General features: G+C 39.7%; 14 protein-coding genes. 11 read left to right on the forward strand and 3 right to left on the reverse strand.

All coding sequences use genetic code 11. The features are described 5' to 3' along the window. The first annotated feature begins 5 nt into the window (after positions 1 to 5). The 5 genes from ACH0BF_RS01300 (at position 6) to ACH0BF_RS01320 (ending at position 3,710) form a co-directional block, all read left to right on the forward strand. Positions 6 to 806 (forward strand): methyl-accepting chemotaxis protein, encoded by an 801-nt coding sequence (locus ACH0BF_RS01300; protein WP_406908647.1) that lies wholly within the window; start codon positions 6 to 8, stop codon positions 804 to 806. 148 nt (positions 807 to 954) lie between these two features. Next, positions 955 to 1,125, forward strand: coding sequence for an SDR family NAD(P)-dependent oxidoreductase (locus ACH0BF_RS01305; protein ID WP_406908649.1), 171 nt, complete (start codon positions 955 to 957; stop codon positions 1,123 to 1,125). Positions 1,126 to 1,144: 19 nt separating this feature from the next. Then, positions 1,145 to 1,528: a Rossmann-fold NAD(P)-binding domain-containing protein gene (locus ACH0BF_RS01310; RefSeq protein WP_406908650.1), complete on the forward strand. Its 384-nt coding sequence runs from the start codon at positions 1,145 to 1,147 to the stop codon at positions 1,526 to 1,528. 336 nt (positions 1,529 to 1,864) lie between these two features. Continuing rightward, complete coding sequence (locus tag ACH0BF_RS01315) at positions 1,865 to 2,512, forward strand: DsbA family oxidoreductase (protein ID WP_406908651.1); 648 nt, start codon at positions 1,865 to 1,867, stop codon at positions 2,510 to 2,512. A 64-nt stretch (positions 2,513 to 2,576) separates the two neighbouring features. Next, positions 2,577 to 3,710, forward strand: coding sequence for an NADH:flavin oxidoreductase (locus ACH0BF_RS01320; RefSeq protein ID WP_406908653.1), 1,134 nt, complete (start codon positions 2,577 to 2,579; stop codon positions 3,708 to 3,710). A 380-nt stretch (positions 3,711 to 4,090) separates the two neighbouring features. On the opposite strand, the gene ACH0BF_RS01325 is transcribed toward ACH0BF_RS01320, so the two are convergent. Together ACH0BF_RS01325 and ACH0BF_RS01330 are read right to left on the reverse strand one after the other, a co-directional pair. Then, positions 4,091 to 4,633 (reverse strand): PspA/IM30 family protein, encoded by a 543-nt coding sequence (locus tag ACH0BF_RS01325; RefSeq protein ID WP_406908654.1) that lies wholly within the window; start codon positions 4,631 to 4,633, stop codon positions 4,091 to 4,093. A gap of 181 nt (positions 4,634 to 4,814) precedes the next feature. Beyond that, positions 4,815 to 6,263: a serine hydrolase domain-containing protein gene (locus ACH0BF_RS01330; RefSeq protein WP_406908655.1), complete on the reverse strand. Its 1,449-nt coding sequence runs from the start codon at positions 6,261 to 6,263 to the stop codon at positions 4,815 to 4,817. 441 nt (positions 6,264 to 6,704) lie between these two features. Between ACH0BF_RS01330 and ACH0BF_RS01335 the strand changes: the two genes are divergently transcribed. Beyond that, entirely contained in the window at positions 6,705 to 6,872 is a 168-nt protein-coding gene (locus ACH0BF_RS01335; protein WP_340854051.1) for a hypothetical protein, read from the forward strand. Between the two features lie 170 nt (positions 6,873 to 7,042). Here ACH0BF_RS01335 and ACH0BF_RS01340 read toward each other — a convergent pair whose 3' ends face one another. After that, positions 7,043 to 8,449: a sigma-54 interaction domain-containing protein gene (locus tag ACH0BF_RS01340; RefSeq protein WP_406908656.1), complete on the reverse strand. Its 1,407-nt coding sequence runs from the start codon at positions 8,447 to 8,449 to the stop codon at positions 7,043 to 7,045. A 284-nt stretch (positions 8,450 to 8,733) separates the two neighbouring features. Between ACH0BF_RS01340 and ACH0BF_RS01345 the strand changes: the two genes are divergently transcribed. The 5 genes from ACH0BF_RS01345 (at position 8,734) to ACH0BF_RS01365 (ending at position 16,114) form a co-directional block, all read left to right on the forward strand. Then, complete coding sequence (locus ACH0BF_RS01345) at positions 8,734 to 9,987, forward strand: M20 family metallo-hydrolase (protein ID WP_340854053.1); 1,254 nt, start codon at positions 8,734 to 8,736, stop codon at positions 9,985 to 9,987. Positions 9,988 to 10,001: 14 nt separating this feature from the next. Beyond that, a complete protein-coding gene (locus ACH0BF_RS01350) occupies positions 10,002 to 11,669 on the forward strand; it encodes an amidohydrolase (protein WP_406908658.1) in 1,668 nt (555 codons plus the stop codon). Continuing rightward, a complete protein-coding gene (locus tag ACH0BF_RS01355) occupies positions 11,662 to 13,173 on the forward strand; it encodes a sodium:solute symporter family protein (RefSeq protein WP_406908660.1) in 1,512 nt (503 codons plus the stop codon). The genes ACH0BF_RS01350 and ACH0BF_RS01355 overlap by 8 nt, the downstream gene beginning before the upstream one ends. A 101-nt stretch (positions 13,174 to 13,274) precedes the next feature. Then, a complete protein-coding gene (locus ACH0BF_RS01360) occupies positions 13,275 to 14,480 on the forward strand; it encodes an MFS transporter (RefSeq protein ID WP_340854057.1) in 1,206 nt (401 codons plus the stop codon). A gap of 314 nt (positions 14,481 to 14,794) precedes the next feature. Next, positions 14,795 to 16,114: a C40 family peptidase gene (locus ACH0BF_RS01365; RefSeq protein WP_406908661.1), complete on the forward strand. Its 1,320-nt coding sequence runs from the start codon at positions 14,795 to 14,797 to the stop codon at positions 16,112 to 16,114. Positions 16,115 to 16,515: the final 401 nt, after the last annotated feature.

Raw genomic sequence — 16,515 nt, forward strand, 5'->3', positions numbered from 1 at the left:
AAAAAATGACTTCGCAAGTATTAAACGAAGCAGCTGTTGTAACGGCATTGGAGTCCAACTTAGCAATGATAGAATTTAACTTGAACAGAGAAGTGATTTGGGCGAATGAAAACTTTGCAAAGACTTTGGACTATACAGCCAGTGAAATGAAAAATATGAAGCATGAGCAATTTTGCAGGCCAGCGTTTAGAAACAGCAGGCAGTATGAAGACTTGTGGATGAACCTTGGAAAAGGAGTCAAATTCCAAGAGAAAATTCAGAGAGTAAGCAAGCGGGAAAATTTACTATGGTTCGAAGCGACCTATATTCCGGTTCGAGATGCGGACGGGGAAGTGGAAGCTGTTCTGAAAATCGCCACTAATATTACAGAACGAGAAAATTATACAAGGGGAATCATTTCTCAATTAAAAGATATGCCCGTAGAATTAGTCAATATAATTGTCACCAATTCTTCTGAAAAAATTCAGGCCATCGAATCATTAAAAACGCAAACAGATCTAATCAGTGAGATATCTAAACTTATACGCAATATTTCCTCACAAAAGAATATGCTAGCCTTAAATGCAGCTATTGAAGCTGCCCGGGTGGGAGAACATGGACGAGGTTTTAAGGTGGTCGCTGATGAAGTGCGGAAATTGGCTGGTCAGGTTGATCATGCCGTTAAAAATATGAATATGAATGTAGAAAACATTTCAAACGAAGTAAGAAGGATTAGCCAAATAACCGATGATTTACAGCAAATAATCATAGAAACGCAATCCGAATTTAATAAGGATATTGAAGAATTCGAGAATATGATGAAATAAAAAACAATTCGTCGATCGTCATAAGAACAGATTATAGTTAGTAGAAAGAGACAAACCAAATAACGTCTAATTGGTTTAGCGTTTATTAAAAGATTTCTAATACTAAAGAATCTGGAAAAGATAAGAATAGAACTATGGAGAGGATGACTTGAGAAAAGCGATAGTTGTAGGCGCAAGTTCCGGCATAGGCGAAGAATTGGCGGAAATTTTATCGAATAAGGGATATATTGTCGGGTTAGCCGCTAGAAGGGAAGATAAGCTCCTTGCTCTCCAAGAACAACTAATACATAAGTCGATTGTCAAAGGAGGCAATAGATGAGAATGTTTCAGGTTTTGTAATGACAGTGAACGTGGCATGTCATCATTTTCTAGCGAAGGATGCATGTCATTTATTCGGCCTATCATCGGTTGGAGCATTAATGGCTAATCCGGTTGCTCCTTTATACAATGCCTCAAAAACTTTCGTATCCAACTACTTGATGAACATCCGAAAAAAACTAAAAATGCAACAGGAAAACGTGTTTGCCACGGACGTTAAATGCAGATTCATTGATACGGAAATGGCTAAAGGCGAACCTGATAAACTGTTTTGGGCAGCATCTCCAGAAGAGGCTGCTTTGCAAATATATCATAGTATCAAAAAGAAAAAGAAGACAGTATATGGAACTAAACGATGGCGGTTTATTGCTTGGGCGTTAAAAATTCTTTCTTTATCCAATTAAAAATTCCTCAGAAATGCGCTGAACAGCTTAACAAACCGTTGAGCTGTTTTTTATACTAATCAGCTAAGACTATAAATTTTTAACTAATTACATATTGTGCAAAATTCAAATATAAAATTTATAAAAACATGCAAACAAGATACCTTACTTGAAAATACACATATAAGCAATGATTAATGAGTGTAAAGGTGCATATGGCGATGTTTAGAAAAATGCACAACAAAATAAAATACAAAAGTAGGTGGAGAATAATCGAATGTGTGATGAATTTCCTTCACAGTCAAGGGAATAGGTCAGATGTGCGACACAATCATGCAAGAAAAGGAGAAGATCGCAATGACTATAAAGATTAAGGTATATTCAGATTATGTATGTCCTTTTTGTTTCTTGGCAGAAAAACCGTTAAAAGAAGCGATCAAAGGGAAGGATGTAGAAGTAGAATGGATGCCTTTCGAGCTGCGTCCTTATCCAAATGAAACGTTAAAGCCTGAGGGAGACTATTTGCAAAGTACCTGGAAGCAATCGGTCTATCCGTTGGCTGAGCGTATGGGAATTGCTATCGTCTTGCCAAGCATATCACCACAGCCATACACACATCTGGCGTTTGAAGGATATCAATATGCAAAAGAGAAAGGAAAGGGCAACGAGTATAATGATCGGATGCTTCGTGCCTTTTTTCAAGAAGAACAAGATATTGGGGACATTGATGTGCTAACAAAAGTAGCTGGAGAAATTGGGCTTAATGAGTCGGAGTATCGGACAGCCTTGGAGAGAAGAACCTATAAAGAAGCACACCAAAAGGCGCTAACACATGCCTATGAAGAAGTGAACATTACGGCCGTGCCAACATTCGTCATTGGGAACACGACTATCGGAGGAATACGATCTAAAGAAACGCTTGAGCAAGTTATAAATGAAGAGATTCAAAAGAAAAAAGCAGCTATTTCAATCGAAGGCATGTCCTGTCATATGGATGGCTGTTAACGAAAAAATTTTATTAAGTGGAGCATACTGATAAGTGACTCTATCGAGGAAAGGAGTTTTAAATTTGAGAGACACCCAGTTATTATTTGAAACAGTAACGGTAGGCAACATCACACTAGATAACAGGGTAGGAGTTGCCCCAATGACGCGTACAAGTGCCACCTCCGAAGGGCGGGCAACTGAGCAAATGCTCTCCTATTACACGTCATTTGCCCGCGGCGGCTTTGGGCTCATTATTACGGAGGGCATTTATCCGGATGAACAGTATAGTCAAGGGTACTTAAACCAGCCGGGCATTGCTAACGGCGAACAAGCACAAGCATGGAAGAGAGTAGTAAACTCTGTCCACCAAGCGGGCGCAAAAATAGTTGCCCAGCTGATGCATGCGGGCGCCCTTTCTCAAGGAAACCGTTTTGTAAAGGAAACCATCGGACCTTCTGTTGTTCAGCCAAAAGGAGAGCAAATGGAGTTTTACGGAGGAAAAGGTCCGTTCCAAACACCGAGAGAAGCAACAAAGAAAGAGATAACAGAAGTCATCCATGGATTTGTGAATGCGGCTAAACGTGCCAAAGAGGCGGGATTCGATGGTGTAGAAATTCACGGGGCAAATGGGTATATACTCGATCAATTCCTAACGGATTATACAAATGAGCGCACAGATGAGTACGGCGGCTCTACTGAAAATAGGGTACGTTTATTAACGGAAGTATCAAAAAGTGTCCGGGAGGCCGTTGGACAAGATTTTACGGTTGGCATTCGCATCTCCCAAGGAAAAGTGAATGATTATGAGCATAAGTGGGCAGGAAAAGAAAAAGATGCAGAGATTATTTTTGGCCAGTTAGGTCAGGCTGGTCTCGACTTTATCCATGTGACGGAGTATGAAGCATGGCAGCCCGCATTTCCGGAAGGAGAGGGGACCGTTGCTACTGATTCAGCCTTTGGTGATGGTGGTCCCTCCTTAGCAGCCTTAGCAAAAAAGTATGGCAAAGTTCCGGTTATCGCTAACGGCCATTTAGAAGATCCAGAAAAAGCAAAGGCAATCATTGAAAAAGGCGAGGCCGACGTTGTTACCTTAGGAAAGGGCGCTCTTGCCAATCATGACTGGGTCAATAAAGTAAAAAATGGCGAGCCGTTAGCAAAGTTTAATCCGGAAAAGGTATTAAGACCGGATGCTAAGATAAAAGATTTTGAAGCCTAATTCTTATACTGGTTATCCCGGAAAAATTGAATCAGATGGGCTGCCAAACGTTTTACCTTTTAGTTCAGAGCCAAAGATTGATTCTTATCATAAAGGAGACTGAAACAAAAAAGCGCATGCCGTATGGGCGGATGAGCAAACAGTGACAAGCCGTGATCCCTTTTCATCTGAACTGATGGGAAAAGAGCTGGTAAAGGTGTTTGAGAAAAGAAATAAATAAATGAAAAGGGAAGCGCCGTAATGAAAAGGTGCTTCCCAAACACTATTTATGCTGTTTCTTTAGATGAACCTTGCTTTAGCTTTTGAAGCTCCTCTTGCAGAAGCTCTTCCAGGCTGTTATCCATATAGCCTTTCGCTGAAACTTCATTCGGTTGAGTGGATTAATAAAAAGCCTGGGCTTCTGATTCCATTAATAAAATTCGATCTTCTACCCGAGCCATTCCTTTTGCGATGTTTTCGGAATTAAATGAGAGAGTCGTTTGTTGCATTTGTTTAATCGATCGAGCAACGTTAGCTCTGCTGCTTAATAAGATTCTTTTATGTAGCAGCTCATTGTATGTTCCTTTGAATTCCTGTAATTTTTCTTTAAGGGACTCTCTCTGCTGCTGAATGGCTTTAATTTGTTCCACATACAGCTTCAGCTGATTTTCCTGCAAGCTTTTTTCATACAGGGCAAGAGTGGCCATATGATCGTCACCCTGTTCTACGGCAAGCCTTGCTTGGCGTTCTCTTTTAGCAATTAACACCTCTGTTTCAGAAATCAATCCCTTCTGTTTTTTCTCAAGGAAGATCTGTCTCGCAAGAGCTTCTTGTCCTTTTGTCAGGTTTTCTTCCATTTCTCTTACATACTGATTTAGCATTGCAATCGGGTCTTCTACTTTATCTAATGCACCGTGTGATTCTGCCATCGTAATGGATTTCATTCTTTTAAAATATAGTTGTTTAAAAATCCTTCTTCTACTAACGGGGCTGGTTAGTGGAAGAAATAGCAAGTGGGTTTAACTAGGAGAAGTGTCGATGACATTAAAGAAGACACCGAGGTGTCTTCCTGTTTTTTAAATTAAGAATATCGATAAATTAGGATTTATTTACTTAACATTATACTTATTTTCGGACCGAGGCATCTAATCGGTGAGTATATACAAACCAAGTAATGCTTGCTGTTAATAATGTTGACGAAATTAAAGCTGTAAGAACACTATATGTTTGCCAAATAAGTATCGTTGACCAATCGAAGGCAAAAAACATTATACACTGGGCAATCGTAGCGATTAGGAAAATAATTGTTACGATTGTTCTCTTTTTTGTCATTGGCTGCTGTTCATTCGTTTTCCTTTTTCTTAATCCTAAGAGAAATAACAGAACGGCCAATAGGCAAAGAATAATTGTGGTAGACGACAAAATGATGTCCAAAAGCTGTGTGCCGCTTATCTCATATGACTGAGTTAGATTGCCGTTTAATATATTTTTAACTTTTAGCACCAGGTTTATATTGGTATTTGCGCCGTTGCTCAGTAAGCAGATGGCTGTTCTTTCATTTGGCAGTATGGCTACTTCGGTTCGAAAATTTGGATTACCCCCAGTGTGTTCTATAAACGTTTGTTCGGCATTTACCGACCAACCTGCCGCATAATACATATCATTGACAGCCGAAACAGACATATCACCCCTATGTGATTTTTCGATAACCCTGTGAAATATTTCGGGTATGTCCTGCACGATACCCATCTGTATGCCCATCCAACGCGCCATATCTTTTGTATTAGAAATGATATAGCCGGCAGGTTTATTCCCAGCATAATCCGGAGCGTTAAATGGAGTTGTTATAAAAAAGGAAGAACGATAGCCCTGTGCTAACTGTCCAGTGGCTTGAGCATCTTCTTTATAAACATACGTCTGGTGAAGACCTAAGGGTAGAAATACCTGTTCCTTCATAAAGTCTTCATAGCTTTGTCGTGATACAATCTCAATAACCAAACCCAATACGTCATAATTAACGGTTCCATAGTTATATTGTTCACCGGGAGAGAACGCCAATTCTGCATCTACCAGCGTTTTCACAGTCTTTTGCAACATATCAGGCGTATTACCTTGTGGAATATTTTGAGTATGTCTAATATTTGTTAGGCCGCTGGTATGGTGAAGAAAGTTATTTAGTGTAAGGTTTTGCATATCAACAGGTTTACCTTGATACTTTAACGTAAACCAAGGTAAATATTTTTGGATAGGGTCAGTCATTGATAGCAGCCCTTGCTCTTCCAATAGCAAAATCCCCATACCAGTAAAAGCTTTACTCACCGAGGCCAACTCATAGAGTGTATTTTCACTTGCAGACAACCCCTTTTCAAGATCTGCATACCCAGAAGAAAAGTAGAACACTTCACCATCAGCAAGTATTGAGATTGACATTCCAGGCACACCTGATATACGACAGGCATCATCTAGCAATGCTTGTATTGCCACAGCTTTCGAATCTGACAACGCATAACTTTGTGTTGCGAATCCTGAGAATAATATAAATATCGTTAATACAAAAACAATAGTCTTTTTCATGCACTCTCCTTTTTGAAGAATTGTAAGGGTATAAATAACTTATTTTTATAACTATAAACTAAACTCTAATTTATCTTTCTATTTACCTATATAATATGAAATAATTGTGAAGAGTTACACTTAAACTAACGGGGGCATTAGTTCAATAAGAAGTAAACAACTTTATTATTCATTTTTTTAGTATTACATAAGCAGATGGATATAATTTGAAACAACTTTAAAGAGCCTTGCTGCATATAGAATGTAGTAAGGCTCTTATCTTTTTTAATCAAAATTCAATAACTTTATTATCACTATACACTAAAAAAACAGAGAGCCACTGTATAAACCTTCTGTTTTTGATTAATCATCACTTTGTTGTGCAAATTTTAGTTAATAAGCAACTCAAAGTATATTTTTGTTCTCGTTACAAACCATATATTTATATCGGAGGTGAAGAAAGTGAAAAAAAGTAATAACAACGAAAACATGGATTTTGAAAATGGCAACACGCCTCAGGATAAAATTATGAATAGAGTGAATCAAACTTTTGATGACATGGTGCAAGAAGTGAGAAGTATGATTAACGAAAATAACGAGGCCGTTAACAAGGAACAGTCCGAACGCTAATAACGGCGTTTTTTAAAGGTTTTTCTGTATCAAGAAGTACGGAAAAAATATTAAAAAAGAGAAAACAGCCGTTTTATAAGCGGCTGTTCTTATAGTATTCCTTCTTGGGGAAACAACAAGGAAGAGGCAGCAGGCAGCCTATTGGAGATCCAGTAGTTGCCCGCTATTTTTTATTCCCTTAGATTTATCCCATATTTTCGAATACGTCTCATCAATAAAGATTGGGTAATCCCCAGTTCATCTGCTGCTTTTCTTGTCGTTTTACATTCAGCATAGGCCTCTTCAATAATTTCCCGTTCAATCGTTTCTAAAATAGCAGTCAAGGATCTTCCTTTTTCATATTTGTTAAGAGTAAAGGTTGTTTTTTCCTTCGTCTTCATTTGAAAAGGCAAATCTTCTACTTGAATTTCATCATGAGCTGAGATAATCACTAACCGCTCTACCATGTTTTCTAGCTCTCTAATGTTTCCCGGCCAGTCATAGGCTTGCAAGTGTTTGAGCGCTTCTTGCGAAAATGTGCATTCTCGCTTATGTTTTTTGTTGTATTTCTCCAGATTGAACTGCAGCAAATCAATGACATCTATTTTTCTTTCTTTCATAGAAGGCACTCTGACGGGCAATACATTTAGTCTATAAAATAAATCAGAGCGGAATTTTCCTTCTTGAACTTGTTGAAGCAAATCATGGTTTGTAGCAGCTATAATTCTTACATTGGCCGTTTGATGTTCCGTTCCTCCGATCGGCAGAAATTTCTTATGCTGGATGAATTGAAGGAGCTTTGCCTGCAAATGAAGAGGAAGCTCCCCAATTTCATCAAGAAATAAAGTTCCTTTGTCTGCCATTTTAATAAGCCCCGCTTTTCCTCCTGAGCTGGCGCCAGTAAAGGCTCCTTTCTTATAGCCAAATAGTTCCGATTCTATTAAAGATTCTGGTATGGCTCCACAATTAATTTCTACAAATGGTTCAAGACTGCGTTCACTTAATTGATGAATCCGGTTGGCAATTACATTTTTCCCAACTCCTGTTTCTCCAGTGATTAGCACCGTTGTGTCTGTTAAGGCGATTTTATCGACCATGCTGATTAGAGATACGTAAGCAGGGCTTTTACCCATGAAAAAGTATTCTGAAGCTACCAGATCATTTTCCTGTCTAATCTTTATAATTTCTTGACTATATCTTTTTAAAAGCTCTTGGGTTTCTTCCAGCTGTAAATTCGTACGAACTGCTTCTGTAATATCTCGTGCATGAGCCACAATTAATTCAATATTTCCTTGTTCATCCTTAATGGGGTATCCTGAAGTGATGTATTTCCGATTTTGCACCGTTGTCTGTACTGTGCTGACTGTATTTCGTTTATTTAATACCATTTTAGTGGCGGAGGGCATAAAAACGCCTTGTTTCTCCAGCGCATCCGCTGTTTTGCCGATGATTTGTGAGCGGGAGACATTCGCCAGATTCTCACATGCTTGATTCAGCCAAAGGACTTTTCCGTTTCCATCAGCTATCAAAATTCCGTCTGAAATCGCATTGAGAATACTAGTAAAGTACATATTATCGAATATATTGTTCAAATTCATTCTCCTTTTGATGATCAATTGTTAAAATTTTTATAATATTTTAACACATTTTGAGTCTATATCGAATCAATACATGAAAAATAGAAAAATCGGGACAGTTAAAATGATTATTAGAATCTAAATCGACTCAAATCCCTATTTTTTTGAGTCGATTTTAATCTGACCAACACGAAAAAATAGAAAAATCAGCTTTGAAACCTAGGATTTGCTTAAAAAACAGATGAACAACTTGGCACGAAATATGCTTATAAAGCAATAGACTAGGAAAGGAGCTGATCCCGAACATGATAGAGCAAATTCAGCTCGTTAACATTGAACGGCTGATGAACACAATTGAGGAAAGTGCCAAGATTGGCCAGCTTGATCAAGGTGGCATTGGCCGATTGGCGCTCACAGATGAAGATAAACATATGCGAGATTTATTTATTCATTGGCTGGAGAGTACAGGATTGACTGTTCGAGTGGATGATTTCGGCAATATTTACGGAAGACGAGAGGGGAAAAATTCAGAGGCAGCGGCTGTTCTTATTGGCTCTCATCTTGATACCCAGCCGGAAGGCGGCCGGTACGATGGCATACTAGGTGTTTTATCAGGACTCGAAGTATTGAAGGTGTTACAGGAAAATGACATTGAATTAGAGCGGCCGATTGAGCTGGTATGTTTTACAAATGAAGAAGGTGCCCGCTTTGAGCCTCCTATTTTAGGTGCGGGAGGACTGGCCGGTATTTTTAACGAAGACTTTGTATTTACCCGTCAAGATCAAGACGGAAAAGTATTTTTAGACGAGCTCCAGCGAATCGGTTATCACGGCTCTAAAGAGAATCGGGCTGACAATATATACAGCTATCTAGAACTTCATATTGAACAGGGGCCAGTCCTGGAGCATGAACAATTGGATATTGGCATCGTAACCGGCATTCAAGGGATGAACTGGCTGGAAGTGAAGGTGACTGGACAAGCCGACCATGCAGGGCCAACACCGATGAATAGACGCAAAGATGCTTTAATGGCAGCAGCTAAAATGATGCTGGAGATCAAGGAAACGATAAAAAAGCAAGATGATGAAGCAACTGCGACAGTCGGCCGTTTAACTCTGTTACCGAATTCAATTAATTGTGTTCCCGGAGAAGCTGTTTTTTCCGTAGATATTCGGCATTCAGTGGATGCTGTGCGGGAGCATTTACTAGAAACAGTGAAACAAAAAATTTGTATGATTGCTGCCACTGAACAAGTTGAACTTGAAGTCAATCAAATTTGGGAAACACCGGCCAGCTATTTTTCCACGGAACTGATTCAATGTATTTCGGATAGTGCAGACCAGCTAGGCTATAGCCATCGTCAGATGATTAGTGGAGCCGGACACGATGCCAAGTATATGAGTAAACTGGCTCCTACAGCGATGATTTTTGTTCCTAGCGTTGAGGGGAAAAGTCATTGCCAGGAAGAATTTACGACGCAAGAGGCCATTGAAAAAGGAGCCAATGTGCTGTTGAATGTGGTCAGAAAATTAGCCGGAGAACATGTTCCTGCTTATTAAAAAGGAATGGTTAGATGGAAGGCACAACAAGTTTAAAACAAAGGGAGAAAAATATGTACGCAGATCTTATTTTATACAACTCGGTTATTTATACTATGGACGAAACAAGACCTACCGCTTCTAAGATAGCCATCAAAGAGGGAAAAATCGTGGCATTTGATCAAGACGCTGACCCATATTGCGGTCCACAAACTCGAAAGATTGATATAAAAGGCAAAACTATTTTGCCGGGGCTGATTGAAAGTCATGCCCATCCTTTGAATTACGCGGCTAACTTATTGGAACTGGATTTACGTGCTGAAGTAGCCCCTGACATCCATAGCATTCTAGCAGCCGTCAGAAAAAAAGCCGAAGAATTACCGGAAGGAGAATGGATTCTCGGCATGGGCTGGGATGATAGTAAGTTAAAGGAAAGAAGATTTCCTACTATTGAAGAGTTAAGTGCAGCAGCTCCTCACCATCCGGTCTTTCTGAAGCGCACTTGTATTCACAACGCTGTAGTGAATCAAAAAGCATTTGAAAAAAGCGGCCTTTCTGAAAACCCTGTTGATCCGGAAGGGGGACATTTTCATAGAAATCCTGAGACAGGAAAGCTGAGCGGTCTAATTCAAGAGAATGCGATGTCTGAGTTTGCTGTCCCGACGTTAACGATCGACCAGCTAAAGCAAGCGATGCTCCAGGCCCAGCAGCATTTTTATGAATGGGGCATTACGACTGTACATGACATGGCTGTAAAAAAAGAAGAGATGATGGTGTACCAGCAACTGCAAAAACAAGCCGATTTTCGCCTGAAAGTCCGATTATGGCTTTGGGCCCTTAGCCAGATGGGATGGAACGGCATGGAGAATGAAGTATTGGCACTGGGAATTGAAAGCGGTTACGGGAATAATCGGCTCAATATCCAAGGGTTGAAGTATATGCTTGATGGCAGTGTTGGAGGAAAAACAGCTGCTGTATCGTCCCCTTACGAACATGAAGAAGATAATTGCGGCCTTCTTTATATGACACGTGAGAAGCTATGTGATCATGTGGCCCGAGTCGTAAAACACAATCTGCGTGTTTCTATTCATGGCATTGGTGAACGGGCCATTGACATGGCGCTTGAAGCGATCGAACAATCTGGGACACCTGAACAGAACAAGCACATGCGACATCGAATTGAGCATTGTGCCTTAGCGACGGAGGATCATTTAGAACGGATGGCTTCACGTGAGATCATTGCGGCTTCTTCTGTTGGTTTTATTTATTCTATAGGAGATAGTTATTTAAAAAATCTAGGTGAAAAGCGGGCAGAAAGAGTATTTCCCCACGCTTCTTTTAAGAAATACGGCATCACAGCGCCGGGAAATTCAGATATGCCTGTATGTCACGGCAATCCGTTTTATGGGATTTATACAGCAGTGACTAGAAAAACGATAGGGGGGCAACAGTTAGGGACAAAAGAAGCTATTTCAGTACAAGATGCCATTCAATCTTATACTGTCGATGCTGCGTACAGCGGATTTGATGAAGAAATTATAGGCTCGCTTTCTATAGGGAAATATGCTGACTTGATTGTACTCAGCGAAGATCCTTTTACGATACATTCCGATCAGCTGAAAGACATTAAAGTATTGCTGACCATGATTGAAGGAGAAACCGTTTTTCAACGAACGAGAAAAGAGGGGTATTCATATGTTTGATCCGAGTATTAAATCTATTATTTTAATCGCTGTTTTCCTGTATTCTTTAGCTATTCTTGGCCACTCTTTATATTTTTTTAAGCGAGTCAAGACTTCGGATGATTACAATGTCGCCGGCCGTTCGATGCCCACATTCCCGATGATCCTGTCTATCGTGGGTACGGCTACCGGCGGGGCCAGCTTGCTTGGGTTCATGGGAGATGCCTACAGCGGGGGGCTTGGAATGATTTGGTTAGTTCTTCCCGTATATATTGTTAGCGCAATCTGGATCATTTTCTTCTTAAAGCCGATTCGAAATCTCGGAACGAAATATAACCTCGTCACGCTTCCTGACTATATCGCCCTTCGTTACGGAGAAAAAGCGCGTGTGCCTGCACTCATTTGTATATTGGTCGCATATGCGTCCATTACGGGATTACAATTTATTGCGATTGCTACTTTCTTAAATTTAATGTTCGGTTTAAACACAACCGCAGGCATTATTATCGGCTGTGTGTTCCTCACCTTTAAAACTTATATCGGTGGCTTAAAAGCCGTTATTTGGTCTGATTCTGTTCAGGGAACCATTCAAACATTAGGAGTTATCATCCTATTTTGTACAGTGTATTTCCTTTCAGGCGGATGGAATAACGTAAAGGAAAATGCTCTAGCCATCAATCAGCCACAATTTGTGGATGTCTTCGGGATTTCAACCGTCAGCATTTTTGTTTTTATTTTTACGTTAGGTGCTTACCAGTTTGTTCGACAAGATAATTGGCAGCGCGTGTGGGCAGCGAAAACAGATAAGGTAGCTGTTGTAAGCAACTGGTTTGCGTTAGTGATCGGCCTGATTACTGGTATATGTATCGTATTAACTGGTGTTTTCTCAGCGTTAGGATTAAATATTCAAACCGATCAGCCAGCCTTAATCTTCTATCAAGTAGTGAATGAAACGATGCCTGTGCCTATGATCGTTATTATGGTAATTGCGCTCGTGGCTACTATTGTTTCTTGCGCAGATTCCTTTTTCATGGCGGGAGCTTCTAGTATTGCAAATGATATTATTAAACCTTATTTCAAGGTAACAGATGATAAAAAAATGCTTCAATACAGCCGGTTATCTGTTATCATTCTTTCCGTTGTTGCTTTAGTAATGGCGCTTGCCATCCCTCAGCTTGTTCCATTATGGGTAGCTGGCACGGCCATGCTTACGTCAGGCTTACTCGTTCCGTTTATTGCTGGGGTCCTGTTTAAAAAAGTCAGCGAGTCGGCAGGGACATTATCGATCTGGACCGGTTTGATTACAACGGTCGTCTGGCAAATAGCCGGTCAGCCGTTTGGTATTCATCAAGTGTTTCCAGGGCTGCTCGCTTCAACGCTAATCATTATCGCAGCTACACTTGTTACGAAGCCACAGAATGCCGCTCTCATTGAGAAGATGTCCTATGAAAATAATTTAGGATCGAGTGACTTGCTCTATGAGGAAACGCTTTTACAAGAAAAAGCCAGCACTAAAAATGCTTAATAAGAATAATTTAGGAGAGCTGTTTTGATTAGAAGGAAGTCCTATTCATCTCGAAAAACCAAAAAATAATTTGGACAGCTACTACATGAGGAAGTGATAGAGTGAAATCTTCGCAACGCATCCAAAATAAATATGTATTCTTAGCTGTTTCTTTTATTTTTTGGTTTTCTCATTTTATTTACATTCCCGTATTGTCCCCTTACATAGAATTTAAAGGGGGGCAATATGCCTTTATTGGCCTAGTGTTAGGCAGCTATGGCTTCATGCAATTTTTATTTCGCCTTCCCATGGGCATTGTTTCAGATCTGCTGAAAGTAAGAAAGCCATTTATTATATTTGGAATGCTAGTCAGTGCTCTTAGTTGTTTAGCTTTTGCATGGACAGACAGTCTAGGATGGATTCTTTTAGCTCGGTCGTTTGCTGGATTAGCAGCTTCCGCTTGGGTCGTCTTCACTGTTTTATACTCCAGTTATTTTACAGATCAGCATATCCATCGTGCGATGGGAACCATTTCGTTTGTGGTGGTATTAGCGCAATTCCTAGGTATGAGTGTCAGTGGGTTAATCGTGGACACATGGGGATGGACCGCTCCGTTTTGGATTGGCGGGACGATGGGCATCGTCGGTGTGCTCCTGTCTCTTTTAGTTGCTGAATCAACTGAAGAAATTCCGAGAGAACCTGTGAACTTACAAGACTTGGCCTCTGTCATCCGAGAGCCGATGCTGTTGAAAGTATCTTTGCTGTCGATTTCGGCGCATGGTATTATCTTCACCACGATGTTTGGATTTGTTCCTACTTACGCCTTGCATATTGGATTGAAGGCTAGCGACATCGGCTTCATCGTTTGTTCTTTTATGATTCCTCATGCAGCGGCCACTTTATTGAGCGGAGGCTGGTTTGCACCAAAACTTGGCGAGTGGAAAACCTTGCAGCTCGCGTTTGGCGCCACAGCGTTTTTCACACTGATCATCCCATTCATCGAAACAAACGTTTTACTCTGTGTAGTCTTGGGACTTAACGGCTTTTCAATGGGCCTGCTGTTTCCGCTTTTTTTAGGAATGGCCATAGAAAGTATTTCTCCGGAAAAACGAGCAACAGCCATGGGCCTTTATCAAGCGGTGTATGCGATTGGCATGTTCGTCGTTCCGTTGATAGCCGGCATTCTGAATTCCTCTATTGGCATTGCAGCCGGTTTTTATTTTTCAGGCCTCTTGGCGCTAACCGCTTTATTCCTCATGGTCATATGGAATCCAGCTCTCAGAAAAAAGGAAACAGGCTACGCCTGGCAAAGAAAACAGGTGAAATAGGTTCTTGCACTATTGATTGGCTGTAGCAGTGAACGAAATTTTATAAATAAAAAGACAGTGAGTACATATAGGCTCACTGTCAGTTTGTCGATAAACTGAAGGTTCTGCTTAAGCAGAACCTATATACATATCTCTTTTCATTTTTGAAGACATAGTTTATTCTTAAATACGTTGATTAAAAGCTCTGGCATTACAGGGCTTTTTCTTTTTTGACAATTATTACAAATTTGAAACATCAAACACTAAACCTGTTGTTTTTAGTCGAGAAATGCCATACTCTATTGTATAGAAAATAGAAAAGAGGTTACAAGAGATTGAGGAAGAAGTCATTTAAATATACAGCATCCCTGGCTATATTAGCCACTTTTATACAAACAACAACTGTCTTTGCAAGTCCAGTAACAGAGGGGCAAATTAATGAAACTAAAGGACAGATTCAGTCTACACAGCTTCAAATTGATAATTTGGATACAAAGATTCAACAACTGGATGACAAAATCAGTGTATCAATGGATAAAAGTTCAAAACTTGATGCAGAGATAAAAACACAGCAAGAAAAAATAAAAAAAACAAAAGCAGAAATCAAAGAAGCCCAAAAAACGTTTGATGCTCATCAAGCTGTCTATTCTGAACGATTGAGAAGTATCCAAAAGCAAGGGCAAAAACCACTTCTCACTTATGCAGAGGTTTTAGTTTCTTCTCAAAATCTATCAGATTTTTTTAGTCGGGCTACCGCTGTTTCATCTATTCTTCAGAGTGATTCAGACTTAATGACTGGCTTAAAAGAGAAGGGACAAGAATTAACAGATACAAAAGAGAAATTAGATAAGCAAATGAAGAGTTTAAAACGTAAACAAGACGAATTGGCTTCTGAACAAGTAATGATTGAAAAAAATAAAAAAGAAATCCAAAAACAATTGGCTGATTCCAAAAACACCTTAGAAGCACAACAAAGTCAACTTGTTCAACAACAAACCCAATTACGGGAACAAGAGCAAGCTCGATTAAAAGCTCAACAAGAGCAACAAGCTCGATTAAAAGCTCAACAAGAGGCTCAACGTCAGGAGCAACAAGCTCGGCTAAAAGAACAACAAGAAGCTCAACTTCACGAACAACAAGCGAAGTTAAGAGAGCAACAAGAGGCTCGACTCAGTGAACAACAAGATCAATCAGGAGAACAACAACAAGATCAATTAGCTCAAAAATCACCAACAGCCTTTAAAACACCAAAAGTTCAAACTGCCCATACTGATAATGACTCTAACCTAACAACTTCTTCGGATAAAGTTGAAAAAGTTATTGAATATGCTAAGAAATATATGGGAGTTCCTTATGTATGGGGTGGAACCACGCCAAAAGGATTTGATTGCTCTGGATTTACTTCCTATGTTTTTAGAAACACCGCTGGAATCGAGCTTCCAAGGATATCAAGAGATCAACAGGATGTCGGGAAAAGAATTCCAACCAATCAAGTACAACCGGGAGATTTAGTGTTTAGAGGTAACCCTGCCTACCATGTGGGTATTTATATTGGAGGGGGGAAATATATACACGCCCCACATACAGGGGATGTAGTGAAGATTTCAAACTATAATCCTTCAAGTTTTTCAACAGCTTCGAGAATACTAAATTAATGGAATGCTATACGAGTGGCTATTCATCTAACACACAAATTTTCATTAGCATAAATGCAGATAAGACCTTCTATTGAAGGTCTTTTGCTATGTTAAAGAACAGTTTCGCAAGTAGATGGAAGTAATACAATTATTCAATTCGATTTCCCTTATGAATAAGATTTCTATAAGAGTGATTCATCATTTTATAAACGCTCCTTTATTCACTTATAATATAAGGATTTTATATAAAGCAGGTGGATTTTTTCTACACTGTTATATAACGATGTTTACAGAAAACTCATCGACTATAAAAGGAAGAAACTTGATGGATTTTCAGTTCGCCTTCTTCAATTATTCCTTCTTGGGGCAGAAGTAAATCGCAAACGATAAAAGTATTAATTTAACAAGGCTCACAGGAT

Origin of the sequence: Pseudobacillus sp. 179-B 2D1 NHS (assembly GCF_045370945.1) — a bacterium.
Lineage (GTDB): Bacteria > Bacillota > Bacilli > Bacillales > Domibacillaceae > Pseudobacillus.